This window comes from Yonghaparkia sp. Root332, assembly GCF_001425665.1.
GTDB lineage: Bacteria > Actinomycetota > Actinomycetes > Actinomycetales > Microbacteriaceae > Microcella.
Genome location: NZ_LMCX01000001.1, coordinates 956,443 through 979,968 on the forward strand (window position 1 = coordinate 956,443; position 23,526 = coordinate 979,968).

The window sequence follows — 23,526 nt, forward strand, 5'->3', positions numbered from 1 at the left end:
CAGGAGCTGACGTATCGCCGACCCCGCTATGAAGAGATGACGCAGTCCGTCCCGCGCCCGAGGCTCAGCCCGGCGGGGTCCTGCGAGCCGATCGGCACTCGCTCTTGGCACCTGCATCTCTGTCTTCCGCGCGCTCGACGCGCGCATCCGTCACACGTCCGCTCGTCGCGACGGGCATCCATCGCACCTACGATCGCGCGCCGGTGCTCGACGGCGTCGACCTCGTCGTCTCGCCGGGCGAGCGCCTCGGCCTGATCGGCGAGAACGGCGCGGGCAAGTCGACGCTCCTGCGCGTTCTCGCCGGGGTCGAGGCGCCCGACGCGGGTCGGATCGAGCGCCCGACGAGGGTCGGCTACCTGCCGCAGGAGGTCGAGCACGACGCGGCCGCGCCGCTCTCGAGCCTCATCGAGGATGCCGTGGCGCCGCTGCGAGCGCTCGAACGACGTCTCGAGGCGGCGGCCTCCGCTCTCGCCGTCGACCCGCGTGCGGATGCCGCCTACGCGGCCGCGCTCGACGAGGCCGAGGCGCTCGATCTCTGGAGCTGGGAGTCACGCCGCGACGCCCTCCTCGAAGGGCTCGGCGTCGCGGGCATTCCGTTCGAGACGCCGCTCGGGTCGATCTCGGGCGGACAGCGCAGCCGACTCGCGCTCGCCGCTCTCCTGCTCGCCCGGCCCGATGCGCTGCTGCTCGACGAGCCGACGAACCATCTCGACGACGCGGCTGTCGCCCTCCTTCAGCGCGAGCTGCGCGCGTGGTCGGGGCCGGTCCTCCTCGCGAGCCACGACCGCGCGTTGCTCGACGACGTCGCCACGGGGCTCGTCGACCTCGACCCGAGCCGTCGCTCGGCCTCGGGCGAGAACGGCGGCGGCATGCTCACGCGCTTCGGCGGCGGATTCAGCGACTACCTCATCGAACGCGCGCTCGAGCGCGAGCGGTGGGAGGAGCGCGTCGCGGCCGAGGAGCGCGAGCTGACGCGAGCGCGGGGCGCCCTCACGGGCTCGGCGAGAGCGCTCGACGGGCCCGATCGCCCTCCGCGCGACAACGACAAGTTCGTCAAGAACTTCAAGCGCGGTCGGCAGCAGAGCGCGACGAGTCGCCGGGTGCGCGCCGCCGAGCAGCTCGTGGCCGAGCTCGAGGCGTCGCGCCTATCGTCGCCGCCAGCGGTGCTGACCTTCGCGGGCATCCCGACCGGGTCGACGGCGCTCGCGGACGCGACGCTCGTGCAGCTCACGGATGCTCGGATCGACTCCAGGCTCGCCCCTGTCTCTCTGCGCATCGGCGGCGCCGATCGCGTGCTCGTCACGGGCGCGAACGGCGCGGGCAAGTCGACCCTGCTCGCGGCGATCGCGGGGGCGCTCGCGCTCGACGGCGGACGGCGCACCGCGCGGCGAGGGCTGCGCGTGGAGCTGCTCGCGCAGGACGTGCGCTTCGCCGACCCGAGCGCGACCCCGCGCGCGCTCTACGAGCGAGCCGCGGGCGAGCGCCGAGCCGAGACGCAGCCGCTCGCCGGGCTCGGGCTCATCGCGCCGCGCGACCTCGATCGCGCGGTCGGGTCGCTCTCGACGGGACAGCAGCGCCGTCTCGCGCTCGCCCTCGTCATCGCGCGCCCGCCGCACCTGTTCCTGCTCGACGAGCCCACCAACCACCTGTCGCTGCAGCTCGCCGGCGAGCTCGAGGAGGCCCTCGGCGGGTATCCGGGCGCCGTCGTCGTCGCTTCGCACGACCGGTGGCTCCGGGCGCGGTGGGAGGAGCGCGTGGTGCGACTCTGACGCTCACGCGTGTGTCGCGCGCGGGTGTCGAGCGGTGTCGGCGGGCGACGCGGCCGGCTCGACGCTACGGTCGACCCGTGGCGAGGCGCAGGCGCACCGTCTGCCCGGGGCGGGCCTGCGCGAGCGAGTCGAGCGCAGCATCCGTGACGACCGCGATGACGGGGTAGCCGCCCGTGACCGGCGCGTCGGGGCCCAGGATCGTCGGGGCGCCGTCGGGCGAGACCTGGATGCTGCCGGGCAGCATGCCCTCGCTCGGCAGCTCGCGGCCCGTCGCCTCGGCGGTGCGGTCGAGTCCGGGCCCCTCGAGCCGCACGCCCGTGCGGTCGGAGCGCGGCGACACTCGCCATTCGGTGCTCAGCAGGCTCTCGTGAGCCGACTCGGTGAACCAGTCGTGCCGGGGGCCGGGCCGCACGGCGAGCTCGACCGGGCCGTCGTCGGGAGCGTCGAGCGGAACGAGGTCGATCGTCGGAACGGGGCCCTCGACGGCGTCGCCGATGCTGAGGATGCTCCCGGCTGCGAGCGGCGCCGGTCCGATCCCCGAGAGCGTGTCTCGCGATCGCGACCCGAGCTCGGCGGCGGCGTCGAGCCCCCCGCGCACGGCGACGGTCGCCCGCAGGCCGTGCTCGAGGCGGCCGATGTGCAGGAGCGCCCCCTCGCGGCCCGCGCGCGCGGGCAGGCGCGGAGCCAGGCTCGCGCCGTCGAGCGTCACGGCGCCGACACCGCCCGTGACCGCGACCCAGGCGCCTTCCGGAAGCGCGAGGGTCAGCCCGCCGAGCAGCACCTCGAGGGCGGCTGCCGTCTCGTCGTTGCCGACGAGCCGGTTCGCGAGCCGGTGGGCCGCGCGGTCGAAGGCGCCCGCGGCGCCCACGCCGATGGCGGCGCGGCCGGGGCGCCCGAGGTCCTGCACGAGGGGGAGCGGGCCGGGCTCGACGACCTCGATGGCGCGACCGTGGGCGGCCGGAGGCGCGGGGGCGACGGGCGCGGAGCTCGCGCGCGAGCGCGTCGTACCGAGCTCGGGCACGGGGACGAAGCGCACGCGCGCACCCGGCGCGACGAGCGCGGGCGGGTCGCGCCGGGCATCCCACAGCGTCGCGTCGGTGCGGCCGATGAGCTGCCACCCGCCGGGGGAGGAGCGCGGATACACCCCCGTGTACTCGGCGGCGAGGGCGACGGCGCCGGCCGGAACGGCGGGGCGCGAGGTCGCGCGACGCGGCACGGGCGGCGGTGCGAGGGCAGCATCGACGGGTAGGAGGTACGGGAATCCGGGCGCGAAGCCGACGAAGGCGCAGCGCCACTCGGTGCGCGCATGTCGTTCGACGACCTCGACCGGTTCGCATCCCCAGTGGTCGGCCACGGTCGCGAGATCGTCGCCGTCGTAGACGACGGGCAGCTCGACGAGGGGGCCGTCCGGCAGCGCGGCATCCGGGTCGGTCTCGGCGAGCGTCTCGCGCACCCAGTGCTCGGCGTGCGCGAGACCGAGCACGCGCGGGTCGAGCCGCACGAGCACCGTGCGCGCGGCGGGCACGAGCTCGAGCACTCCGGCGGGCGCACTCTCCGCGAGCGCCGCATGGGCCGCGAGGGCCTGCTCGAGCGCGTCGACCTCGACGAGCAGGGCGCGATCGCCGCAGGGCAGGATGCGCGCCGCGAGCCCCGCGCCCGACCTCGCGCCCGACCTCGCGCTCGTTCCCGCGCCTGCCGCCGCCCCGTCGCTCACGGCGCGCCGAGCACGGGTCGCACGTCGACCCCGGCCTCCGCGAGGGCCTCCCGCACGGCCCGCGCCATCGCGACAGCGCCGGGAGTGTCGCCGTGCACGCACAGCGACTCGGCCTCGACGCGCACGATCGACCCGTCGACCGCGACGACCGAGCCGTCGACCGCGAGCCGCACGGCGCGCGCGGCGACCAGCGCGACGTCGTGCAGCACGGCGCCCGGCTCCGACCGCGGCACGAGCGACCCGTCGGGCCGGTACCCGCGATCGACGAAGGCCTCCGCCACGAAGCGGATGCCCGCCTCGCGCGCGGCGCGCTCGATCGCCGACCCGGGCATCCCCATCACCGGGAGCCCGGCCGCGGCCGCGACCCGCGCGACGACCTCGGCGCGCTCCGCGTCGCGCACGATGCGGTTGTAGAGGGCTCCGTGCGGCTTGAGGTAGCGGGCCGCGCCGCCCGCGGCCGCCGCGACCCCGGCCAGTCGCGCGACCTGCTCGCGCAGCTGCGCGTCGAGCGCCTCGGGGGCGACGTCGACGTGGCGCCGGCCGAAGCCCGCCCGGTCGTCGTACGAGGGATGCGCGCCGATCACGACTCCGCGCGCGGCCGCCGAGCGGCAGACGGCGGCCATCGTGGTCGGGTCGCCGCCGTGGGCTCCGCAGGCGAGGTTCGCGCTCGAGACGAGAGCGAGCATGGCCTCGTCGTCGCCCACGACGTCGGGCAGCCACGACTCGCCGAGGTCGCTGTTGAGGTCGATCGCGGGCATGCTGCGAGCCTACGACGCGGGGCGCCCCGGGATCCGAGCCTTGCGCGCGAGTCGAACATGTGTTCGAATATCGGCCATGCGGTGGAGCGGCCAGGCGGCGAGCGCGACGAGCCCCGACGCGCTGCCCGAGCTCGGCAGCACGGCTGCGATCGCGCGCCTGTCGGGGCTGCAGCGCACGGTGCGACCGCCGGAGTTCTCGGGGCTCGTCTTCCACGAGGTGCTCGCGAAGTCGGCGCTCAATCGCGTGCCCGGCGGGGGAGGGGCGCTGCCTTTCGGCCACACCGTGAACCCGTACCGCGGCTGCGCGCACGCGTGCGTGTACTGCTTCGCGCGCCCCACGCACGCCTACCTCGACCTCGACACGGGCGAGGGCTTCGACCGCGAGATCGTCGTCAAGATCAACGTCGCCGACGTCCTCGCGCGCGAGGTGCGCCGCGCATCGTGGGGGCGGCATCCGGTCGCCCTCGGCACCAACACCGACCCCTACCAGCGCGCTGAGGGCCGGTACGCGCTCATGCCCGGCATCATCACGGCGCTCGCCGAGAGCGGCACGCCGATCAGCATCCTCACCAAGGGCACGCTCCTGCGCCGCGACCTGCCGCTGCTCGCGCGCGCGGCCGAGCTCGTCCCCGTCGACGTCGCGATGTCGATCGCCATCTACGACGACTCCCTGCAGCGCTCGATCGAGCCGGGCACCCCCTCGACGGATGCCCGGCTCGCGACCGTCGCCGCCGCCGTCGCCGCGGGGCTCGACCCCGCCGTGTTCCTCATGCCCGTGCTGCCCCACCTCACCGACACCCGCGCGCACCTCGACGAGGCGTTCGCCCGCATCAGCGAGACCGGAGCGACCACGGTCATGACCTCCGCGCTGCACCTCAAGCCCGGCGTGCGCGAGTGGTGGTTCGCGTGGCTCGAGCGCGAGCATCCGGAGCTCGTCGCCCGCTACCGCGCGCTCTACGCGGCCGGGCCGTACGCGCCCGCCGGCTACCGCGAGTGGCTCGTCGCGCGGGTCCGCGAGCTGCGCGCGCGGCACGGGCTCTCCTCGCGCCCGCTCGACGCGGCGACCGGCACGGTGCGCAGCCGCGCGCTGCAGCCCGACGCCGCGCGATCGCCGGGCGAGCGCGCGCCCCTGACCGCCGGCGCGCCGACGCTCTTCTGACGGGAACGGCGCCGACGTGCGCACTGCACCCGCGCGGCGCGGCCGAGGTTCTAGAGTCGACTCATGGACCCGAGCGCGCGCACCCCCGTGCGGCTCGCGATCCTCGACGACCACGAGCTCCTGCTCGACAGCATCGCCTCCTGGATCTCGGCCAACGCTCCCGACTTCGACCTCGTGCTCACGGCGTCGACGTGGTTCGGGCTCGTGCAGAGCGACCGCTTCCCGACCGACCTCGTGCTCATCGACTTCCAGCTGCAGGAGCCGGTCTCGATCGAGGCGCGCGTGCGCACCTGCCGCGCGGCGGGGGCGAAGGTCATCGTGCTGTCGAGCCTCGAGACCGCCGACGACCGCGACCGCGCCTTCGACGCCGGCGCCTCCGCGTTCCTCTCCAAGGCGCTCCCGCTCGGCGAGGTCATGGAGACGGCGCGCCGCGTGATGGGGATGGAGTCCTCCGGCGAGCCGTCGCGCGACTGGCGGCCGCTGCCCTCCGGCGCCCAGCACGCGGCGCGCCCGAAGCTCTCCACGAGCGAGCGCGAGGCGCTCGTGCTCTACGTCAACGGCAACTCGACCGCCGAGGTGGCGCGTCAGATGCACGTGCAGTACGAGACTGCGAAGACCTACCTGCGCCGCGTGCGCGAGAAGTACGCGCGCGCCGGCAGGCCCGCGAGCTCCAAGACCGACCTCATCCGACGAGCAGCAGAAGACGGGCACTTGCGCTGATGGCGAAGCTGTACTTCCGATACGGGGCGATGAACAGCGGCAAGAGCACCGCTCTGCTGCAGGCCGCCTACAACTACGAGGAGCGCGGGCAGAAGGTCCTGCTCGCCAAACCCCGCATCGACACCAAGGGCGACCAGCTCATCGTGTCGAGGCTCGGCGTCACGCGGGAGGTCGACTTCACGATCGGCCCCGACGACGACATCTACGCGCTCTTCCAGCGCGAGCGCGAGGCCGTCATCCGCTCCACCGGCCGCGACGTCGCGTGCCTCCTTCTCGACGAATCCCAGTTCCTGAGCCCCCAGCAGGTCGACGACCTCCTGCGCATCGCCATCCGCGAGAACATCCCCGTTCTCGCCTACGGCATCCGCACCGACTTCCAGACCGCCGCGTTCCCCGGCAGCCGACGCCTGCTGGAGGTCGCGCACTCGCTCGAGGAGCTCAAGACCATCTGCCGCTGCGGCCGCAAGGCCGTCTTCAACGCCCGCACCATCGGGGGCGTGTTCGTCTTCGACGGCGACCAGGTCGCGATCGACGGCGCGGATGTCACGTACGAGAGCCTGTGCGGAGCGTGCTACCTCGACGAGTCGGGCGACTCGCTCGCCTCGGGGTGGCGGGCGCCGGTGGCGCTCGGGAGTTCGGAGCTGGGGCCGGATCCGGACTTCGCGTAGGTCGTCGTCCTGCTTTGCGGGGCGGCTGCCGCGATGCGGCCGCCGTCCGCTGCGCGCGGCTTCGGAGCGCGGGCCCGCGACACTCCTGCTCGCGCAACCGGATTTGTCCCCATCGCACCGACGGCACAGCGCTGCGCGCTGCGCCATTACGGGCGACGTGGGCCCACCTGCTGGGTGCAGCTTCGCGTCCGAGATACCCCAGACCCAATGAGAAAGGGACCGCCCTCTGGGCGGTCCCTTTCTCATTCAGTCGGGGTAACAGGATTTGAACCTGCGGCCTCGTCGTCCCGAACGACGCGCGCTACCAAGCTGCGCCATACCCCGGTGCGCCGCGCGAGCGGCACCTCGTCAAGAATAGCCGATGTCGTCGGCCACGAGCGTCACGAGCACCGCCTCGGGCGGGCAGGCGAATCGGAAGGGCGCGAAGATCGAGTGCCCGAGGCCCGCCGAGACGTTCAGGAAGGCGGCTCGATGCGCGTGATGCCACATGCTCAGGCCCCGCGCTCGCTCGCGCGGAAGGTCGCAGTTGGTGACGATCGCGCCGAAACCGGGCAGCGCGACCTGACCGCCGTGGGTGTGGCCGGCGAAGATGACGTCGGCGGCCTGCGTCGTGAAGGCGTTGAGCACGCGCTGGTACGGAGCGTGCGTGACGCCGATCATGACCGCGGGGTCGTCGCTGTCGTCCTCGTCGAGCTCGCGCAGAGCATCCACGAGACCCGGGAGCACATCGAGGCGGTCCCAGCCCCGGTGCGCGTCGTTCGTGCCCATGAACTCCAGGATCGACCCGTTGATCGTGAGCTGCGCGACGTCGTTGTTGAGCGAGTGCCAGCCGAGGCGGTCGACGTACAGCCGCTCGAGGGCATCGATGTCGAGCCGGGTGGGCTCCGAGGCGTCCCGCGAGCCCGACGGGCCGGTCAGGTACGCGAGCGGATTCTTGAAGGTCGGCCCGAAGTAGTCGTTGGAGCCGTGGACGAAGACGCCGGGCACGCCGTCGAAGACCGACAGGGCCTCCTCGAGCGCGGGGAGGGCATCCACGTGGCCCATGCTGTCGCCCGTGTTGACGATGAGATCGGGCCTCAGGTCGGTGAGCGAGCGCACGAAGTCGATGCGGTCGAACTGCCACGGTGCAAGGTGGAGGTCGCTCAGGTGCAGAATCCGGATCGGGTCGGCTCCCGGGGAGAGCACGGGGACGGTCTCCCGGCGGAGGCCGTAGGCGCGGCGCTCGACCGCGGTGGCGTACACGGCGACGGCCGCCGCGGCCCCGAGGGCCGCGACGGCCGCGAGCCGCGCGCTACCCGCCACCGGGGTCCGGGGTCGGGGTCGGCGAGCCGCCGCCGCCCCCGCCTCCGCCGCCGTTGCCGCACTTGTCGCTCGCCACGCCGAGCGTGATGAGCGTGCTGCGGCTCGTCGACGTGCCGGCGGCCGGGCTCTGCGACTCGACGATGCCCTCGCGCGCGGGGTCGGCGCCGCCGTTGATCGGCACGCAGGAGGTCGCGATGTTGCTGAAGCCGGCGCCCTGCAGAGCCGCGCGGGCCTGGGCCTCGTCGTAGCCGGCGCTCGTGACGTCGGGGACCGTGGCGAGGTTGCCGTTGCTCAGCTGCACGCGCACGATCAGGCCGCGGCCGACGACGGAGCCGGGCGCAGGCGACGTGGCGGCCACCGTTCCCTGGGGCTGAGCCGAGTCGATCGTGTCGCCCTCGCCGTAGCGCAGACCGAGGCCCTCGAGGATGGCGCGCGCCTGCGACGGCGACTGCCCGATGAGGTTCGGGAGCTCGATGCCGCTACCGCGGATGAGACGCTGAGGCGGCTCCGGGAAGGCCGAGCCGCCGTACTGGGCGTTGGCGGCGCCGAGAATCTCGCGCATGATGCGGTGACGCAGCTCGCCGCCCCAGAAGCCCTCGGGGTTCTGGTACTGACGGATCCGGGCGTTGCCGACGATGTTGCCCACCCAGACCGCCGTGGCGAACTCGGTCGTCGACGTGATCACCCAGGTGTCCTTCGACTGGTCCGTCGTCCCCGTCTTGCCGATGATCGGCGTGCCGTCGAACGGGTTGCTCGCGACCGCGGTGCCGCCGTCGACCATCGTGTACCCCATCGCGAAGGAAGCGGCTGCGGCGACCTCGGGGTCGATGCCCTGATCGCACTTCGGCGTCTGCCCCGGGAGCTCCTCGCCCTCGCGCGTGACGAAGCGGTCGACCATGATCGGCTCGCAGTACTGGCCGCCGTTGGCGATGCCGGCGTACGCGGCGGCCATCGTCAGCGGGGCGATCTCGTTCGTGCCGAGCACCGAGGAGGGGTTGGTCTGCAGCTCGCCCCCGTCGGCGCGATGCACGCCGAGGTCGGCCGCGCGGTTGCGGATCTCGCACAGGTCGAGCTGCGTCGCCATCGACACGAAGGCCGAGTTCACGGAGCGTCGCGTCGCCTGGATCGGGTCCATGGAGCCCGCGGCGCCCTCGTCGTTGCCGAACTTGAAGGTCTGGCCGGGGTCGACGCCGTTGCAGGAGTCGGTGAAGGCCGAGAACGGATACTGGAAGGTCGAGGCGTCCACCACCTCGCGCAGCCCGCGCCCCTGGTTGAGCCACTCGATGAGGGTGAACATCTTGTAGGTCGAGCCCGGCTGGAACCCGCTCGAGCCGCCGTAGGCGCGGTCGGTGTTGAAGTTCACGGCCGTGTACTCGGGCCCGGGAGGAACCTCGCTGTTGTCGAAGAGCTTGTTCTGCGTCATCGTCAGGATCCGACCCGTGCCGGGCTCGACCGACACGGCGACGGCGCCGAGCTCGAGACGCGTCTCGCTGGCGGGCGCGTAGCGCAGCACGGCGTCGTACGCGACCTGCTGCAGGGACATGTTGAGCGTGGTGTAGACGTCGATGCCGCCGGTCTTCCAGGCGTCCAGCCGAGACTCGGCGTCGGCGCCGAGAGACTCGAAGTTGGCCACGTTGCGCACGACGTAGTCGCAGAAGAACCGCGCGTAGTCGTTCGCCGCGATGCAGCCGTTGCGCGGCGGGGTCGGGGTGACGAAGGCCTCATCGACGGGGATGGCGACCGCCTCGTCGTACTGGGCCTGCGTGATCATGTCGTAGGCGAGCATGTTGCCGAGGATGACGTCGCGGCGCTCCTGGTTGCCCGCGTAGTTGTCCGGCGTCTTGAGCGAGCGCGCGCCGGGCTCCTGGACGATCGCGATGAGGCTCGCCGCCTGGGCCAGGGTGAGATCGGCGGCGGTCGTGTTGAAGTACTCCTGCGCGGCGGCCTGGATCCCGTACGTGTTGCCGCCGAAGCCCGCGATGTTCAGGTAGGCGAGCATGATCTCGTCCTTCGTGAACTCCTTCTCGAGGTTGATCGCGAGCTTCGCCTCGTTGAGCTTGCGCTCCAGGCTCGACTCCTGGCACGAGTCGTACTCGGCGCGGAACGCCTCCTCGTCGGTGCCCTGGAGCTTGAGCGACTCCTGGATGCAGATGTTCTTCACGAGCTGCATGGTGAGCGTCGAGGCGCCGGACTCGATGCCGCCGGAGACGACGTTGCCGACGGCGGCGCGGATGACCGACTGCACGTCGACGCCGTTGTGCTCGTAGAAGCGGCGGTCCTCGCCGGCGAGAGTGGCGTCCTTGACGAAGTCGCTGACCTCCTCCCACGCCACCTCCTCGCGGTTCTGGGCGAAGACCGTGGCGATCGCCGTGTACCCCGCGGCGGGGTCGGCGGTCTTCTGCGCGTAGATCGTGTTGCGCTGCTGGAGCTCGTTGATCTCGATGTACTCGGGCAGGCTGTCGAAGATGCCGATGGTGTTGCTCGCGGCCATCCCCGTCAGCGCGATCGCGGGCGTGACCATGACGGTGGCGAGCACGCCGGCGATGACCGAGAGGCCGAGCATCCCGATGAAGGATCCGGCCCGCGTCGAGACCGGGCGATTCTGGGCAGACATAGACTCAAGGGTACGCGATGACCCTATGAGGAAGACCGAAGGACCCGACGATGACTCAATGGGAGTACACGACCACTCCGCTCCTCATCCACAGCACGACCGCGATCCTCAACAACTGGGGCGAGCAGGGCTGGGAGCTCGTGCAGATCGTCACCGGCCCCGAGGGCGGTCTCGTGGCCTACCTCAAGCGCCCCAAGGCGGCGTGAGATGAGCCGCATCGACGCGCGTCTCGCCGAGCTCGGGCTGAGCATCCCCGCCCTCGCCAAGCCGGTCGCCGCCTACGTGCCCGCGACGATCTCGGGTCACCTCGTCTTCACCGCCGGCCAGCTGCCGTTCGTCGACGGCGCGCTGCCGGCGACCGGCAAGGTCGGCGACGCGGTCTCGGCAGAGGATGCGGCCGGCTATGCCGGCCGGTGCGTCCTCAACGCGCTCGCGGCGGTGCAGAGCGTCATCGGCTCGCTCGACCGGTTGACGCGCATCGTCAAGGTCACGGGCTTCGTCGCCTCGACCCCCGACTTCACCGGCCAGCCCGCCGTGCTGAACGGCGCGAGCACCCTGCTCGGCGAGATCTTCGGCGATGAGATCGGCGCGCACGCCCGCAGCGCCGTCGGCGTCGCCGTTCTGCCGCTCGACGCCCCCGTCGAGGTCGAGCTCGTCGTCGAGTTCGCCTAGGCGGCGCCCACGACGAGAAACGGGGCCCCCGCCTGGCAGGGGCCCCGTTCGTCGTGATCGGCGGCCGCGCGGCCGCCGACGGTCTCAGCGCATCGTGTCCGTGATGACGGTGATGACGGTCGAGTCGGTGAGCGTGGTCGTGTCGCCGATCTCGCGACCCTCGGCGACGTCGCGCAGGAGCCGCCGCATGATCTTGCCCGAGCGCGTCTTCGGCAGCTCGGCGACGACGAAGATCTCGCGCGGTCGCGCGATGGCCCCGATCTGCTCGGCGACGTGCGCGCGCAGCTGCTGGCTCGCCTCGGTCGCCGAGATGTCCTTCGCCTTCTTCGAGCGGAGGATCACGAACGCCACGACCGCCTGACCGGTCGTGTCGTCGCTCGCGCCGACGACGGCCGCCTCGGCGACGATCGGGTGCGAGACGAGCGCCGACTCGATCTCCATCGTCGACAGCCGGTGGCCCGAGACGTTCATGACGTCGTCGACACGGCCCAGCAGCCAGACGTCGCCGTCCGCGTCGAGGTGCGCGCCGTCGCCGGCGAAGTACTTGTCGCCGAACTTCGACCAGTAGGTCTCCTGGAACCGCTCGGGGTCGCCCCAGATGCCGCGCAGCATGCTCGGCCAGGGCTCGGTGACGACGAGCAGACCGCCCGCCTCCTTGCCGACGTGGGTGCCGTCCTCGTCGAGAACGTCGATCGAGATGCCCGGCATGGGCACCTGCGCCGACCCGGGCTTGGTCGTCGTGACGCCCGGCAGCGCGCTGATCATGATGGCGCCCGTCTCCGTCTGCCACCAGGTGTCGACGATCGGGGTCTTCCCCCCGCCGATGATCTCGCGGTACCAGATCCACGCCTCCGGGTTGATCGGCTCGCCGACCGAGCCGAGCACGCGCAGGCTCGACAGGTCGTAGGCGAGCGGGATCTCGCGGCCGGCCTTCATGAACGAGCGGATGGCCGTGGGCGCCGTGTAGAAGATGGTCACGCCGTACTTCTGGATGATCTCCCACCACCGGCCCGGGTGCGGCGTATCGGGAGTGCCCTCGTACATGACCTGAGTCGCGCCGTTCGCGAGCGGGCCGTAGACCATGTACGAGTGGCCCGTCACCCAGCCCACGTCGGCGGTGCACCAATAGACGTCGGTCTCGGGCTTGAGGTCGAAGACGCTGCGGTGCGTGAAGGCGGTCTGCGTCAGGAAGCCGCCGCTGGTGTGCAGGATCCCCTTGGGACGGCCCGTGGTACCGCTGGTGTAGAGGATGAACAGCGGGTTCTCGGCCTCGAAGCCCTGCGCCTCGTGCTCGGGCGATGCCGCGGCCATCGCCTCGTGCCACCAGAGGTCGCGGCCGTCCTGCCACTCGACCTCGTTCTCGCCGCGCCGCACGACGACGACCGTCGTCACGTCGGTCTCGGCGGCCGCGAGGGCGGAGTCGACGGCGTGCTTGAGCGGGAAGACCTTGCCCTTGCGCCAGCCGCCGTCGGCGGTGATGACGAGCTTGGCGTCGGCATCCTCGACGCGGGCGCGGATGCTCTCGGCGCTGAAGCCGCCGAAGATGACGGAGTGGATCGCGCCGAGGCGGGCCACGGCGAGCATCGAGATGACGGCCTCGGGGATCATCGGCAGGTAGATCGCGACGCGATCGCCCTGGCCGACGCCGAGGTCGGCGAGCATGTTCGCGGCGCGCTTCACCTCGGCCGTGAGCTCGGCGTAGGTGATGGTTCGGCTGTCGCCCGGCTCGCCCTCCCAGTGGATGGCGACGCGGTCGCCGTTGCCCGCCTCGACGTGACGGTCGAGGCAGTTGTAGGCGACGTTGAGCTCGCCGTCGTGGAACCAGCGGGCGAACGGCGGGTTCGACCAGTCGAGGGTCTGGGTGAACGGCGTGTGCCAGTGCAGCTCGCGGGCCTGGTCGGCCCAGAAGCCGAGGCGGTCCGCCCGCGCCCGCTCGTAGAGCTCGGGGCCGGCGACCGCGTGGGCGGTGAAGTCGGGGTCCGGCGCGAAGCGCCGCTCCTCGTGCAGGAGGCTGTCGATCGAAGTCGTGGACATCGTCATCCTTGGTCGATGTGCGTAACAGGCCTGGACTGCCGCAACGCTGAGGTGGTCGACCGCCATCCTATTCACCGGCGAGGCGGTCGCCACGGCTCGGGCCCGTCCTGCGACGAACGCGCGCGATCCGGCGACGAGCGGGCTCATCCGCGCCTCCGATCCCCGCTCGTCCCGGTCCGCGAGCTCCACCGATCGGGGCTGCGGCTCCCGTCGGTCGGGGGCCCGATCGTGCCCCCGACCGGGGGTCGGCACTTTGGGGGACAATTCGGGGTCGGAAACTCTTGACGCACGGGTGCGCTGTCGTAGACTGATCCCTGTCAGCAGCAAGACTGACTTGAGCAGCACGGCTACGATTCCCCCCAATCGCGTGCTGCTGAGGCGGCGCCCATTTCCCCCCAAAGTTGGGCGCCGCCCCCCAAACTCCGCACGACACAGCTCGACGAACGGCTCCTCCCCACGAGGAGCCGTTCGTTCTTTCTCCCCTCGTGCGGGTCGGAGCCGGCCTCCGCGGTCGCGCGTCCGGCGAGGATCGGGCGATGCACCGCGCGCCGTTCGTCCCCCGAGATCCTCGTCGCCCGACAGAGGGGGAGGGCCCTTCCGGACCTGTCCCGATCCCCCGTGAGCTCGACGCGGACCTGCGCGCGATCCTCGGCCCCCTGGCCCGCGCCGTCGAGGACGACGCGACGACCGACGTCTTCGTCACGGGCGACGGGGCGGTGTGGCGCGATGCCGGGGCGGGCGTGCACCGCGTGCCGGGCATCCGCCTCGATGCCACGGCGGCCAGGGAGCTCGCCGTCCGCCTCATCGAGCACGGCGGACGGCACATCGACGAGGCGACGCCCTGCGCCGACGTGCGCATCGGCGACGGCATGCGCGTGCACGCCGCACTCCCGCCGATCGCATGGGCGGGGCCGGCGCTGTCGATCCGGCTGCCGCGATCGCGTCCGGTGACCCTGGCGGACTCGGGGCTCGCCCCCGCGGTCGTCGACGCCCTGCGCGGTGCGCTCTCCGATCGCCGCACGGTGCTCGTCACGGGCGCGACCGGAAGCGGGAAGACGACGCTGCTTGCGGCCTGGCTCTCCGAGGCCGCCCCGACCGAGCGGATCGTCGTCATCGAGGACGTCGCGGAGGCGCGCATCCGGCACCCCCACGTCGTCGGTCTCGAGTGCCGGCAGGCGAACCTCGAGGGTGCCGGCGAGGTCGATCTCGCCCGGCTCGTGCGCGAGGCGCTCCGGATGCGCCCCGATCGGCTCGTGGTGGGGGAGTGCCGGGGTGCGGAGGTGCGCGAGTTCCTCGCCGCGCTCAACACCGGGCATCGCGGAGGGGCGGGGACCCTCCACGCCAACTCTCTCGCCGACGTGCCGAGCCGTCTCGAGGCGGTGGGCATGATCGCGGGCCTCGACCCGCTCGCCCTCGCGCGCCAGGCGCTCAGCGGCATCGACCTGGTCGTGCACCTCGCGCGCGCGCTCGGAGGCGCGCGGACCGCGGAGCTCGGCCGGTTCCGGCTGGACGGGCGGGAGCGCCTCGCGATCGAGCCGCTCCCGCCCGAGCCGCTCTCTCGTCGGCAGCTCTCCGATCCAGCCGGGGTCAGAGCATGACGGAGGAGTCGGACGCCCTCGCGAGCCATGTCCACCGACTGGCGGTCCTCGTCGGCGCCGGCATCGCGCCCGCGTCGGCGTGGAGGCACGTCGCCGGTGCGGCCCACCCGCCGGACCGGGCACTCGACGCGATCGTGCACGGCGTCGACGCGGGCGCGCCGCTGTCGGAGTCTCTCGCCGCGGTCGCGCGCGAGCACGGAGCGAGGTGGCGGGCGCTCGCGGCGGCCTGGTCGGTCGCGTCCATCAGCGGCGCGCCGCTGGCTCCGGCGCTCACCGCGTTCGCCCAGGCCGTGCGCGATCGCACGGCCGCCCAGCGCGACATCGAGGTGGCGCTCGCCGGCCCGCGGGCGACCGCCCGCATCGTCCTCGCCCTGCCCCTCGTCGCCGTCGGTCTCGCCCTGCTGGCCGGCGCCGACCTCGCGGCGAGCCTCGCGCATCCGATCGGTGTCGCGAGCATCGCGACGGGTCTCGCTCTCGGGGTGCTCGCACGGGTCTGGATGAGACGGATGCTCCGCGCGGCCTCGCCGCCTCCGCCGACCATCGGCCTGCCCCTCGACCTCCTCGCCGTCGCGGCCGCCGGAGGCGGCTCGCCCGAGGCCGCCCGCGAGACCGTGCTGCGGGCGCTCGTCGAGGCGCAGCTCCTCCCGCCGCGAGGCGACCGCGCGCAGGAGGCCGACGCGCTCGGTCGGCTCGTCGAGCTCTCCCGCCGGTCCGGCGCGCCGCTCGGAGCGCTCGCCCGCGCCGAAGCCGCGGAGGCCCGCGCCGCCGAGCGCGCTCGGGCACGACGATCGGCGGAGGAGCTGGCCGTGAGGCTCATGCTCCCGCTCGGCGTCTGCGTCCTTCCCTCCTTCCTCTGCCTGGGCGTGGTGCCGATGCTCGTCGGACTCCTCTCCTCCACAGCGGGGGCGGGGTCATGAGCTTCGCCGTTCTGCCGCTCGGGGCCGCCGAGCGAGCGGCGCTCGCCGCACACTGGTTCCGGTTCGTGCCCCCGACCGCGATCACCTCTCACGGTGATCGCACCGACCCGAAAGGCGCGACCACCATGTCCCGCAGCCACTCCTCTCTTATGCAGCTCACGACCGCGGGCGGCGCGATCCCGCCGCACCGCGCGTCGGGGCTCCGCTCGCCCGCGCGGCAGCGCGCGTCGCTCGCGGCCGCGCTCCGCTCCGATGACCGCGCGCCGCGCGCGCTCTCGATCGCCGATGATCGCGGCGCGGCGACCGCCGAGTACGCCATCGCGACGATGGCCGCCGTCGGATTCGCGAGCCTCTTGGTCGTCATCATGCGCAGCGACGAGGTGCGGGGCATCCTCACCGACATGGTGCGCACCGCCCTGACCTTCGGCGGATGACCCGGACGCGCCGGGATCGCGGAGCGGTGACCGCCGAGGTCGCGATCGCCCTCCCCGCCGTCGTCCTCGTCCTCGTCGCCTCGATCCACGGGCTCACCGCCGCGACGACCCTGATGCGCGCGCAGGATGCGGCGGCGGACGCGGCGCGATCCGTCGCGAGGGGCGAGTCCGCGGCGGCGGCCGCGGGCCAGGTCGTCGGCGCGCTCCCGGGCGGACGGCTCAGGACCGAGCTCTCGGGCGATCTCGTCTGCGCGACGGTCGTCGTGCGCCCGCGCATCCTCGGCGTCCCGATCGCGCTCGACGCCCGATCGTGCGCGCTCGCCGGGGGCCGCTGATGGCGGGCGCGCCGCTCGTGGTCGGCCTCCTCGCGGTCGTGGCGCTGGGCGGCGGGGGCATGACGCTCGCGAGCACCGCCCTGGCCGAGTCGCAACGGCTCGCGGGCGTCGCCGACGCCGCGGCCCTCGGGGGAGGGGACGCGCTCCTCGGGTGGGTGCCCGGGCCGCCGTGCGCCGTCGCCGAGCGCGTCGCCGAGGCCAACGGAGCAGGCCTGTCCGGGTGCCGGGTCGAGGGGCTCGAGATCGTCGTCTCGGTCTCCGGAACGACCGCGGGGATCCCCGTCCAGAGGTCCGCGCGCGCCGGGCCGCCGCGATCGTGAGCGGCCGCCCGTGGGGCGACGGCCTCGACAACCTGTGTATGGTGTGCCTGACCGCGGCATGCGAGCCGCAGCGACCGCCGGGGTGCGGAGACATCCCCCCGGACGCCCCCGAGATCGAGGAGTACCGTGCCGAGCACGAAGAAGCTGGTCATCGTCGAGTCGCCCGCGAAGGCGAAGACGATCGGCAAGTACCTGGGCGAGGGCTACGAGGTGCAGGCCTCGGTCGGCCACGTGCGCGACCTCATCGAGCCGAAGAACCTCCCGGCCGAGCTCAAGAAGGGCCCGCTTGGCAAGTTCTCGATCGACGTCGACAACGGCTTCGAGCCCTACTACGTCGTCTCCGACGAGAAGAAGCGCGTCATCGCCGACCTCAAGAAGGCGCTCAAGAGCGCCGACGAGCTCTTCCTCGCCACGGATGAGGACCGCGAGGGCGAGGCCATCGCGTGGCACCTGCTCCAGGTGCTCAAGCCCTCCGTGCCGGTCAAGCGCATGGTGTTCCACGAGATCACCCCCGAGGCGATCGCGCGCGCGACCGAGTCCACCCGCGAGCTCGACACGGCGCTCGTCGACGCCCAGGAGACCCGGCGCATCCTCGACCGTCTCTACGGCTACGAGGTCAGCCCCGTCCTGTGGCGCAAGGTCGGCCCCGGGCTCAGCGCGGGCCGCGTCCAGTCGGCCGCGACGCGACTCGTCGTCGACCGCGAGCGCGAGCGCCTCGCGTTCGTCGCCGCTCAGTACTGGGACCTCGACACCACCCTCTGCCCCGTCGGGGCCGAGACGGCCTTCACCGCGCGTCTCACGCGCCTCGCGGGCGATAAGGTCGCGAGCGGCCGCGACTTCGACGACCGCGGTGCGCTCAAGGGCTCCGGCACGGTCGCGCTCGACGAGGCGACGGCGACGGCGCTCGCCGAGGCCCTCCGCGCGCCCGACGTCGCGGTCACGGTGACGAAGGTCGAGTCGAAGCCCTACACGCGGCGTCCAGCCGCGCCGTTCACGACCTCGACGCTGCAGCAGGAGGCCGCGCGCAAGCTGCGCTTCACCGCGCGCCAGACGATGTCGGTCGCGCAGTCGCTCTACGAGAACGGCTATATCACCTACATGCGCACCGACTCCTCGTCGCTGTCGCAGCAGGCCATCGCCGCCGCCCGCTCGCAGGCGTCGTCGCTCTACGGCGCCGACAGCATCCCCGACAAGCCCCGCGTCTACGCCAGCAAGTCGAAGAACGCGCAGGAGGCTCACGAGGCCATCCGCCCCGCGGGCGACACCTTCCGCACGCCCAGCGCGCTCGAGGGCATGCTCCGCGGCAACGACTGGAAGCTCTACGACCTGATCTGGAAGCGCACCATCGCGAGCCAGATGGCGGATGCCCGCGGCCAGACCGCGTCGGTCGCGATCCAGGCGGGCCCGCTCTCCGCTCCGGCGCAGGCCGGCGCCCTCGCCGAGTTCGCGGCGAGCGGCACCGTCATCACCTTCCGCGGCTTCCTCGCCGCGTACGAGGAGGGCCGCGATGAGGAGCGCGACGCGGAGAAGAGCTCCGACACCGCCGAGGCCAAGCTGCCGCCGCTCGTCGAGGGCCAGAACCTGACGGTGCAGGACGTCGAGGCCAAGGGCCACGAGACCAGCCCGCCCCCGCGCTACACCGAGGCGAGCCTCGTCAAGGCGCTCGAGGAGCGCGGCATCGGCCGCCCGTCGACCTACGCCGCGATCATCTCGACGATCGTCGACCGCGGGTACGTCACGCCGCGCGGCACCGCCCTGGTGCCGAACTGGATCGCCTTCTCGGTCGTCCGCCTTCTGGAGGAGAACTTCGCCGACCTCGTCGAGTACGACTTCACCGCCGAGATGGAGGCCGACCTCGACCGCATCGCCAACGGCGAGGCCGACCGCACCGACTGGCTGAAGGGCTTCTACTTCGGCGACGCCCACCAGCCGGGCCTCCGCCCCGTCATCGACAACCTCGGCGACATCGACGCGAAGACCCTCAACTCGATGCCGATCACCGATGCGATCACCCTGCGCATCGGCAAGTACGGCCCCTATCTCGAGGTCGCCGAGGAGGGATCCGAGACGCCCCGGCGCGTGAACCTCCCGGAGGACCTCGCCCCCGACGAGCTCACCCCCGCCAAGGCCCAGGAGCTCATCGACGCCCCCGTCGTCGGCGACCGCGTGCTCGGCATCAACCCCGAGAACGGCAAGCAGGTCGTGGCGAAGGACGGCCGCTTCGGCCCCTACGTGACCGAGGTCGACCCCGAGCCCGAGGTGCCCGCCGAGCCCGCGGCCGCCGAGCCGGTCGTCGACCCCGCCACGGGCGAGGTCGTCGAGCCGCCCAAGAAGCGCGCCCCCGCGAAGAAGAAGGCCGCTGCGGAGAAGCCGCGCACGGCATCCCTCTTCAAGGACATGGACCCGGCGACGGTCGACTTCGAGACCGCGATGAAGCTCCTCGCCCTCCCGCGCGAGGTCGGGATCGACCCGGAGTCGAGCGAGCCCATCACCGCGCAGAACGGCCGCTACGGCCCGTACCTGAAGAAGGGCACCGACACCCGGTCGCTCGACAGCGAGGATCAGATCTTCGAGATCGACCTCGACGGCGCCCTCGCCAAGTTCGCCGAGCCCAAGTACGGGGCCCGTCGCGCATCGAGCGCGCTCAAGGAGTTCGACGCCGACCCCGTGAGCGGCAAGCAGATCAAGGTGAAGGACGGCCGCTTCGGCCCGTACGTCACCGACGGCGAGACGAACGCGACCATCCCGCGCGGCGAGGACGTCGAGGCGGTCGACTTCGACCGAGCGGTGCAGCTGCTCGCCGACAAGCGAGCCAAGGGGCCGGCCAAGAAGCCCGTCAAGCGCGCCTCCGCGAAGAAGCCCGCCGCCAAGCGCACGACCGCCGCCAAGAAGAAGTAGCCGGCATGACCGGCCTCTTCCTGACGTTCGAGGGCGGCGACGGCTCGGGCAAGTCCACGCAGTCCGCCCTTCTGACCGAATGGCTGACCGGGCGGGGCGAGACTGTCGTCCACGCGCGCGAGCCCGGGGGCACCGAGCTCGGGCTCGAGCTGCGCGAGATCATCCTTCACCGGCGCGGGTACATGGCGCCGCGGGCCGAGGCGCTGCTGTACGCCGCCGACCGCGCGCACAATATCGCGACCGTCGTGCGGCCCGCGCTCGAGCGCGGCGAGGTCGTCATCCAGGATCGCTACCTCGACTCCTCGGTCGCCTATCAGGGCGCCGGTCGCGTGCTCTCGACGACCGAGGTCCGCGACCTGTCGCTCTGGGCGACGGAGGGGCTGCTGCCGCACCTCACGGTGCTCCTCGACCTCGACCCCGCGCGCGGGCGCGAGCGGCTCGACGCGAGCCGCACCCGGTACGACCGGCTCGAGGCCGAGGCCGCCGTCTTCCACGAGCGCGTCCGCGACGCGTATCTCGCCCTCGCGCGAGACGAGCCCGATCGCTTCCTCGTGCTCGACGCGACCGAGGCGGTCGAGGCGCTGCAGGAGCGCATCCGTGCCCGGGTGTCCGATGTGCTCGATACCCTGACCGCATGACGGGCTGGGACGACCTCACCGGGCAGGAGGCGGCCATCGCGCTGCTGCGCTCGGCGGCGAGCGACCCTGCGTCGATGACGCACGCGTGGCTCATCACAGGGCCGCCCGGCTCCGGTCGGTCGAACCTCGCGTTCGCCTTCGCGGCCGAGCTCCTGACGCCCGAGCCCTCGGCCGCGGCGAGGACCGCCGCCCAGGTCGCGGCGCGCACGCACCCCGACCTCGCCGTGCTCGCGACCGAGCGGGTCATCATCTCCATCGAGGAGGTGCGCCAGCTCGTCTCGCAGAGCCAGTATTCGCCGAGCGTCGCCCCTTACCGCGTGATCATCGTCGAGGACGCCGATCGGATGAGCGAGCGCACCTCGAACGTGCTGCTCAAGGCGCTGGAGGAGCCCCCGCCGCGCACGGTGTGGATCCTCTGCGCGCCGAGCGCCGCCGACCTCATCCCGACCATCCGCTCCCGCGTGCGCGCGGTCCGCCTGCGCGTGCCGAGCGTGCGCGAGGTCGCTGACCTGCTCGAGCGCCGCGACGGCGTCGACGCCGCGCTCGCCGAGCGCGCCGCCCGCGAGGCGCAGAGCCACATCGGGATGGCCCTCCGCCTCGCGACGGACGCCGAGGCCCGCGAGCGGCGGGCCCGCACCCTCGAGCTCGCGCTCGGGGTGTCGAGCGTCTCCCGCGCGGTGCTCGCGGCGGAGCAGCTCGTCTCCCTCGCCACCGACGACGCTAAGGCTTTCACCGCCGAGCGCGAGGCCCTCGAGCGCGATGCCGCCCTCCGCTCGCTCGGTCTCGACCCCGGCGGCGCCATCCCTCCCGCCATGCGCGGGGCGCTCAAGGCGCTCGAGGAGGACCAGAAGCGCCGGGCGACCCGCTCGGTGCGCGACGGCATCGACCGGGTCCTCGTCGACCTGCTCTCGCTCTACCGCGACCTGCTGCTGCTGCAGCTGGAGGCCGGCGTCGAGCTCGTCAACGAGTCGCAGCGAGCCCGGCTGGAGGAGGCCGCGCGCTCGAGCTCGCCCGAGCAGTCGCTCGCCGCGCTCGACGCCATCGGGCAGGCCCGCCGTCGGGTCGAGGGCAACACCCCGCCGGTGCTCGCCCTCGAGGCCATGCTGATCACGGCCAGCGGGCGGGTGCCCGCGTTAGGCTCGCCCGCGTGAGGACCCGAACCCGCCTATCCGCCGTCGCCCTCCCTCTGGTCGCGGTTCTCGCGCTCTCCGGCTGCGTGCCGACCTGGCTGAGCGGCCTCACCGGCCAGGACACCTCGACGCCCACCGGCGAGGAGGTCGAGGCCGCGCTCGAGCCCTACTACCGTCAGGCGCTCGTCTGGGAGCGCTGCGGGGGCGGGGCGCAGTGCGCGACGGCGATCGCCCCTCTCGACTGGGACGACCCGGGCGCCGGCGACGACATCGAGCTCGCGCTCGTGCGCTACCGCGCGACCGACGAGGCTCAGGGGTCGCTCTTCGTCAACCCCGGCGGCCCCGGCGCCTCGGGCTTCGACTTCGTGCGCGACAGCGTCGACTTCGCGGTGAGCGAGCGCCTGCGCGCGAACTTCGACGTCATCGGGTGGGACCCTCGCGGCGTGGGACGCTCCTCGGCCGTGACCTGCTTCACCGACCCGGCCGACATGGACGAGTTCATCTACGGCGTGCCGGAGGCCGAGCCCGAGACCCCCGAGTGGGTCGCCGAGGTCGAGCGGAGCGCGCAGCGCTTCGTCGACGCGTGCGCCGAGAACACCGGCCCGCTGCTCGAGCACGTCGACACCGACTCCACGGTGCGCGACCTCGACATGCTGCGCGCGGTGGTCGGCGACGAGGCGCTCAACTACTTCGGCTACTCGTACGGCACGGAGATCGGCGCCCGCTACGCCGACCGCTTCCCCGATCGCGTCGGCCGGCTGGTGCTCGACGGCGCCACCGACCCGACGACGACCCAGTTCGAGGTCGTCCTGGCCCAGTCGATCGGCTTCGAGGCCGCGCTCACGACCTACCTGACCGAGTGCTCCGCCGCGGCGAGCTGCCCGTTCCCGACCGACACGACCGCCGCTCTCGCGATCGTCGAGCAGCTGTACCAGCAGCTCGAGGCCGATCCCATCCCGGCCGCCGACGGGCGCCTGTTCACCGACTCGGTGCTCGACATCGCGGTCGCCACGGCCCTCTACGACGAGGCCTCGTGGGAGTTCCTGAGCCAGATGTTCACCGAGCTGCGCACGGGCGTCGTCGAGACGGGCTTCCTCCTCGCCGACTTCTACTACGGGCGCGAGAACGGCGAGTACGTCGACAACTCGCTCGAGGCCTTCATCGCGATCAACTGCCTCGACTACCCCGTCGAGCGCGACCCGGAGACGATCGTGGAGCAGAACGCCGCGATCGCCGAGGCGGCTCCCGTGACCTCAGACCCGAGCATCCTGGGCGACGTGGTGTGCCAGAGGTGGCCGTTCGCCTTCGAGGGGCAGCTCGGTCCGGTGAGCGCCGAGGGCGCCCCGCCGATCCTCGTCGTCGGCACCACGGGCGACCCCGCGACCCCCTACGTCTGGGCCGAGGCGCTCGCCTCCCAGCTCGACAGCGGCGTGCTGCTGACCTACGACGGCGAGGGCCACATCGCCTACGACGAGGGCGACCCGTGCATCAACGAGCTCGTGGACGACTACTTCGTGACTGGGGCGGTGCCCGCGCGCGATCCCGTCTGCGCGGGCTGAGCGCACCGAGCTGCCGCTCGCCCCGCCGCCACGGCGCCGCCCGGTGCGAACGGCGCCCTCCGGATGGGCTAGACTCCATAGCCGTGTCCCGGTGAGAGCCGTGCACGCCGCCTTAGCTCAGTCGGCAGAGCGATTCACTCGTAATGAATAGGTCGTGGGTTCGATTCCCACAGGCGGCCCCACCTCCCATCCAGCTCCGGCCCGCTCGCGATCGGAACCGCGATCGCTCGCAGTGCGACGGTGCAGCCCTGCGCGTGGCCGGTCGCGTTCGGGTGGAACGCGTCGTA

General features: G+C 72.8%; 20 protein-coding genes and 2 tRNA genes. 16 read left to right on the plus strand and 6 right to left on the minus strand.

Features of this window, described 5'->3' with window-relative positions:
* Positions 1-104: 104 nt before the first annotated feature.
* A complete protein-coding gene (locus ASC54_RS04585; RefSeq protein WP_235451381.1) occupies positions 105-1,769 on the plus strand; it encodes an ATP-binding cassette domain-containing protein in 1,665 nt (554 codons plus the stop codon).
* Positions 1,770-1,833: 64 nt separating this feature from the next.
* Here ASC54_RS04585 and ASC54_RS04590 read toward each other — a convergent pair whose 3' ends face one another.
* Positions 1,834-3,483: an urea amidolyase family protein gene (locus ASC54_RS04590; RefSeq protein ID WP_235451382.1), complete on the minus strand. Its 1,650-nt coding sequence runs from the start codon at positions 3,481-3,483 to the stop codon at positions 1,834-1,836.
* Positions 3,480-4,241, minus strand: a complete 762-nt coding sequence (locus ASC54_RS04595; RefSeq protein ID WP_055857023.1) for a LamB/YcsF family protein — start codon at positions 4,239-4,241, stop codon at positions 3,480-3,482. The genes ASC54_RS04590 and ASC54_RS04595 overlap by 4 nt, the downstream gene beginning before the upstream one ends.
* A 76-nt stretch (positions 4,242-4,317) precedes the next feature.
* Here ASC54_RS04595 and ASC54_RS04600 point away from each other — a divergent pair, with 76 nt between their 5' ends.
* The 3 genes from ASC54_RS04600 (at position 4,318) to ASC54_RS04610 (ending at position 6,788) form a co-directional block, all read left to right on the plus strand.
* On the plus strand, positions 4,318-5,400 hold the full coding sequence (locus tag ASC54_RS04600) for an Rv2578c family radical SAM protein (RefSeq protein WP_055896957.1): 1,083 nt from the start codon (positions 4,318-4,320) through the stop codon (positions 5,398-5,400).
* 63 nt (positions 5,401-5,463) lie between these two features.
* Positions 5,464-6,120: a response regulator gene (locus ASC54_RS04605; protein ID WP_055857017.1), complete on the plus strand. Its 657-nt coding sequence runs from the start codon at positions 5,464-5,466 to the stop codon at positions 6,118-6,120.
* Positions 6,120-6,788, plus strand: coding sequence for a thymidine kinase (locus tag ASC54_RS04610; protein ID WP_055857014.1), 669 nt, complete (start codon positions 6,120-6,122; stop codon positions 6,786-6,788). Before ASC54_RS04605 ends, ASC54_RS04610 begins: the two co-directional genes overlap by 1 nt.
* Positions 6,789-7,038: 250 nt before the next feature.
* On the opposite strand, the gene ASC54_RS04615 is transcribed toward ASC54_RS04610, so the two are convergent.
* The 3 genes from ASC54_RS04615 to ASC54_RS04625 form a co-directional block, all read right to left on the minus strand.
* Positions 7,039-7,112, minus strand: a tRNA-Pro gene (locus ASC54_RS04615).
* A gap of 24 nt (positions 7,113-7,136) precedes the next feature.
* Entirely contained in the window at positions 7,137-8,090 is a 954-nt protein-coding gene (locus ASC54_RS04620) for a metallophosphoesterase (RefSeq protein WP_055896959.1), read from the minus strand.
* On the minus strand, positions 8,080-10,704 hold the full coding sequence (locus ASC54_RS04625; RefSeq protein ID WP_082514848.1) for a transglycosylase domain-containing protein: 2,625 nt from the start codon (positions 10,702-10,704) through the stop codon (positions 8,080-8,082). Before ASC54_RS04625 ends, ASC54_RS04620 begins: the two co-directional genes overlap by 11 nt.
* Before the next feature lie 50 nt (positions 10,705-10,754).
* Here ASC54_RS04625 and ASC54_RS12755 point away from each other — a divergent pair, with 50 nt between their 5' ends.
* A complete protein-coding gene (locus ASC54_RS12755) occupies positions 10,755-10,910 on the plus strand; it encodes a DUF4177 domain-containing protein (RefSeq protein ID WP_156376727.1) in 156 nt (51 codons plus the stop codon).
* A gap of 1 nt (position 10,911) precedes the next feature.
* Positions 10,912-11,376, plus strand: coding sequence for a RidA family protein (locus ASC54_RS04630; RefSeq protein WP_055896961.1), 465 nt, complete (start codon positions 10,912-10,914; stop codon positions 11,374-11,376).
* Between the two features lie 84 nt (positions 11,377-11,460).
* Here the strand turns inward: ASC54_RS04630 and acs are convergent, their stop codons facing one another.
* Positions 11,461-13,416 (minus strand): acetate--CoA ligase, encoded by a 1,956-nt coding sequence (gene acs / locus ASC54_RS04635; protein ID WP_369813316.1) that lies wholly within the window; start codon positions 13,414-13,416, stop codon positions 11,461-11,463.
* Between the two features lie 530 nt (positions 13,417-13,946).
* On the opposite strand from acs, the gene ASC54_RS04640 reads away from it, so the two are divergent.
* The 10 genes from ASC54_RS04640 (at position 13,947) to ASC54_RS04685 (ending at position 23,421) form a co-directional block, all read left to right on the plus strand.
* A complete protein-coding gene (locus tag ASC54_RS04640) occupies positions 13,947-15,008 on the plus strand; it encodes a CpaF family protein (protein WP_082514849.1) in 1,062 nt (353 codons plus the stop codon).
* On the plus strand, positions 15,005-15,925 hold the full coding sequence (locus ASC54_RS04645; protein WP_055896965.1) for a type II secretion system F family protein: 921 nt from the start codon (positions 15,005-15,007) through the stop codon (positions 15,923-15,925). Before ASC54_RS04640 ends, ASC54_RS04645 begins: the two co-directional genes overlap by 4 nt.
* Positions 15,926-16,203: 278 nt before the next feature.
* Positions 16,204-16,359 carry a DUF4244 domain-containing protein gene (locus tag ASC54_RS13145; RefSeq protein WP_235451424.1) on the plus strand — a complete coding sequence of 52 codons (156 nt, stop codon included), beginning with the start codon at positions 16,204-16,206 and terminating at the stop codon, positions 16,357-16,359.
* On the plus strand, positions 16,356-16,694 hold the full coding sequence (locus ASC54_RS04655) for a TadE family type IV pilus minor pilin (protein WP_055856991.1): 339 nt from the start codon (positions 16,356-16,358) through the stop codon (positions 16,692-16,694). The genes ASC54_RS13145 and ASC54_RS04655 overlap by 4 nt, the downstream gene beginning before the upstream one ends.
* On the plus strand, positions 16,694-17,014 hold the full coding sequence (locus ASC54_RS04660) for an Rv3654c family TadE-like protein (RefSeq protein ID WP_055859146.1): 321 nt from the start codon (positions 16,694-16,696) through the stop codon (positions 17,012-17,014). The genes ASC54_RS04655 and ASC54_RS04660 overlap by 1 nt, the downstream gene beginning before the upstream one ends.
* Positions 17,015-17,140: 126 nt before the next feature.
* Positions 17,141-19,912, plus strand: a complete 2,772-nt coding sequence (topA, locus tag ASC54_RS04665; protein WP_055896969.1) for a type I DNA topoisomerase — start codon at positions 17,141-17,143, stop codon at positions 19,910-19,912.
* A gap of 5 nt (positions 19,913-19,917) precedes the next feature.
* Positions 19,918-20,550 (plus strand): dTMP kinase, encoded by a 633-nt coding sequence (gene tmk / locus ASC54_RS04670; protein ID WP_055896971.1) that lies wholly within the window; start codon positions 19,918-19,920, stop codon positions 20,548-20,550.
* Positions 20,547-21,701: a DNA polymerase III subunit delta' gene (locus tag ASC54_RS04675; RefSeq protein WP_055896973.1), complete on the plus strand. Its 1,155-nt coding sequence runs from the start codon at positions 20,547-20,549 to the stop codon at positions 21,699-21,701. The genes tmk and ASC54_RS04675 overlap by 4 nt, the downstream gene beginning before the upstream one ends.
* Entirely contained in the window at positions 21,698-23,239 is a 1,542-nt protein-coding gene (locus ASC54_RS04680) for an alpha/beta hydrolase (RefSeq protein ID WP_055896975.1), read from the plus strand. The genes ASC54_RS04675 and ASC54_RS04680 overlap by 4 nt, the downstream gene beginning before the upstream one ends.
* 106 nt (positions 23,240-23,345) lie before the next feature.
* A tRNA-Thr gene (locus ASC54_RS04685) sits at positions 23,346-23,421 on the plus strand.
* Positions 23,422-23,526: the final 105 nt, after the last annotated feature.

What these genes read in the sequence shown, in the direction of transcription:
- ASC54_RS04595 (WP_055857023.1), bottom strand. Translation starts at nt 4,241, where the DNA reads ATGCCCGCGATCGACCTCAACAGCGACCTCGGCGAGTCGTGGCTGCCC.
- ASC54_RS04600 (WP_055896957.1), top strand. Translation starts at nt 4,318, where the DNA reads ATGCGGTGGAGCGGCCAGGCGGCGAGCGCGACGAGCCCCGACGCGCTG.
- ASC54_RS04605 (WP_055857017.1), top strand. Translation starts at nt 5,464, where the DNA reads ATGGACCCGAGCGCGCGCACCCCCGTGCGGCTCGCGATCCTCGACGAC.
- ASC54_RS04610 (WP_055857014.1), top strand. Translation starts at nt 6,120, where the DNA reads ATGGCGAAGCTGTACTTCCGATACGGGGCGATGAACAGCGGCAAGAGC.
- ASC54_RS04625 (WP_082514848.1), bottom strand. Translation starts at nt 10,704, where the DNA reads ATGTCTGCCCAGAATCGCCCGGTCTCGACGCGGGCCGGATCCTTCATC.
- ASC54_RS12755 (WP_156376727.1), top strand. Translation starts at nt 10,755, where the DNA reads ATGACTCAATGGGAGTACACGACCACTCCGCTCCTCATCCACAGCACG.
- ASC54_RS04630 (WP_055896961.1), top strand. Translation starts at nt 10,912, where the DNA reads ATGAGCCGCATCGACGCGCGTCTCGCCGAGCTCGGGCTGAGCATCCCC.
- acs (WP_369813316.1), bottom strand. Translation starts at nt 13,416, where the DNA reads ATGACGATGTCCACGACTTCGATCGACAGCCTCCTGCACGAGGAGCGG.
- ASC54_RS04640 (WP_082514849.1), top strand. Translation starts at nt 13,947, where the DNA reads ATGCACCGCGCGCCGTTCGTCCCCCGAGATCCTCGTCGCCCGACAGAG.
- ASC54_RS04645 (WP_055896965.1), top strand. Translation starts at nt 15,005, where the DNA reads ATGACGGAGGAGTCGGACGCCCTCGCGAGCCATGTCCACCGACTGGCG.
- ASC54_RS04655 (WP_055856991.1), top strand. Translation starts at nt 16,356, where the DNA reads ATGACCCGGACGCGCCGGGATCGCGGAGCGGTGACCGCCGAGGTCGCG.
- ASC54_RS04660 (WP_055859146.1), top strand. Translation starts at nt 16,694, where the DNA reads ATGGCGGGCGCGCCGCTCGTGGTCGGCCTCCTCGCGGTCGTGGCGCTG.
- tmk (WP_055896971.1), top strand. Translation starts at nt 19,918, where the DNA reads ATGACCGGCCTCTTCCTGACGTTCGAGGGCGGCGACGGCTCGGGCAAG.
- ASC54_RS04675 (WP_055896973.1), top strand. Translation starts at nt 20,547, where the DNA reads ATGACGGGCTGGGACGACCTCACCGGGCAGGAGGCGGCCATCGCGCTG.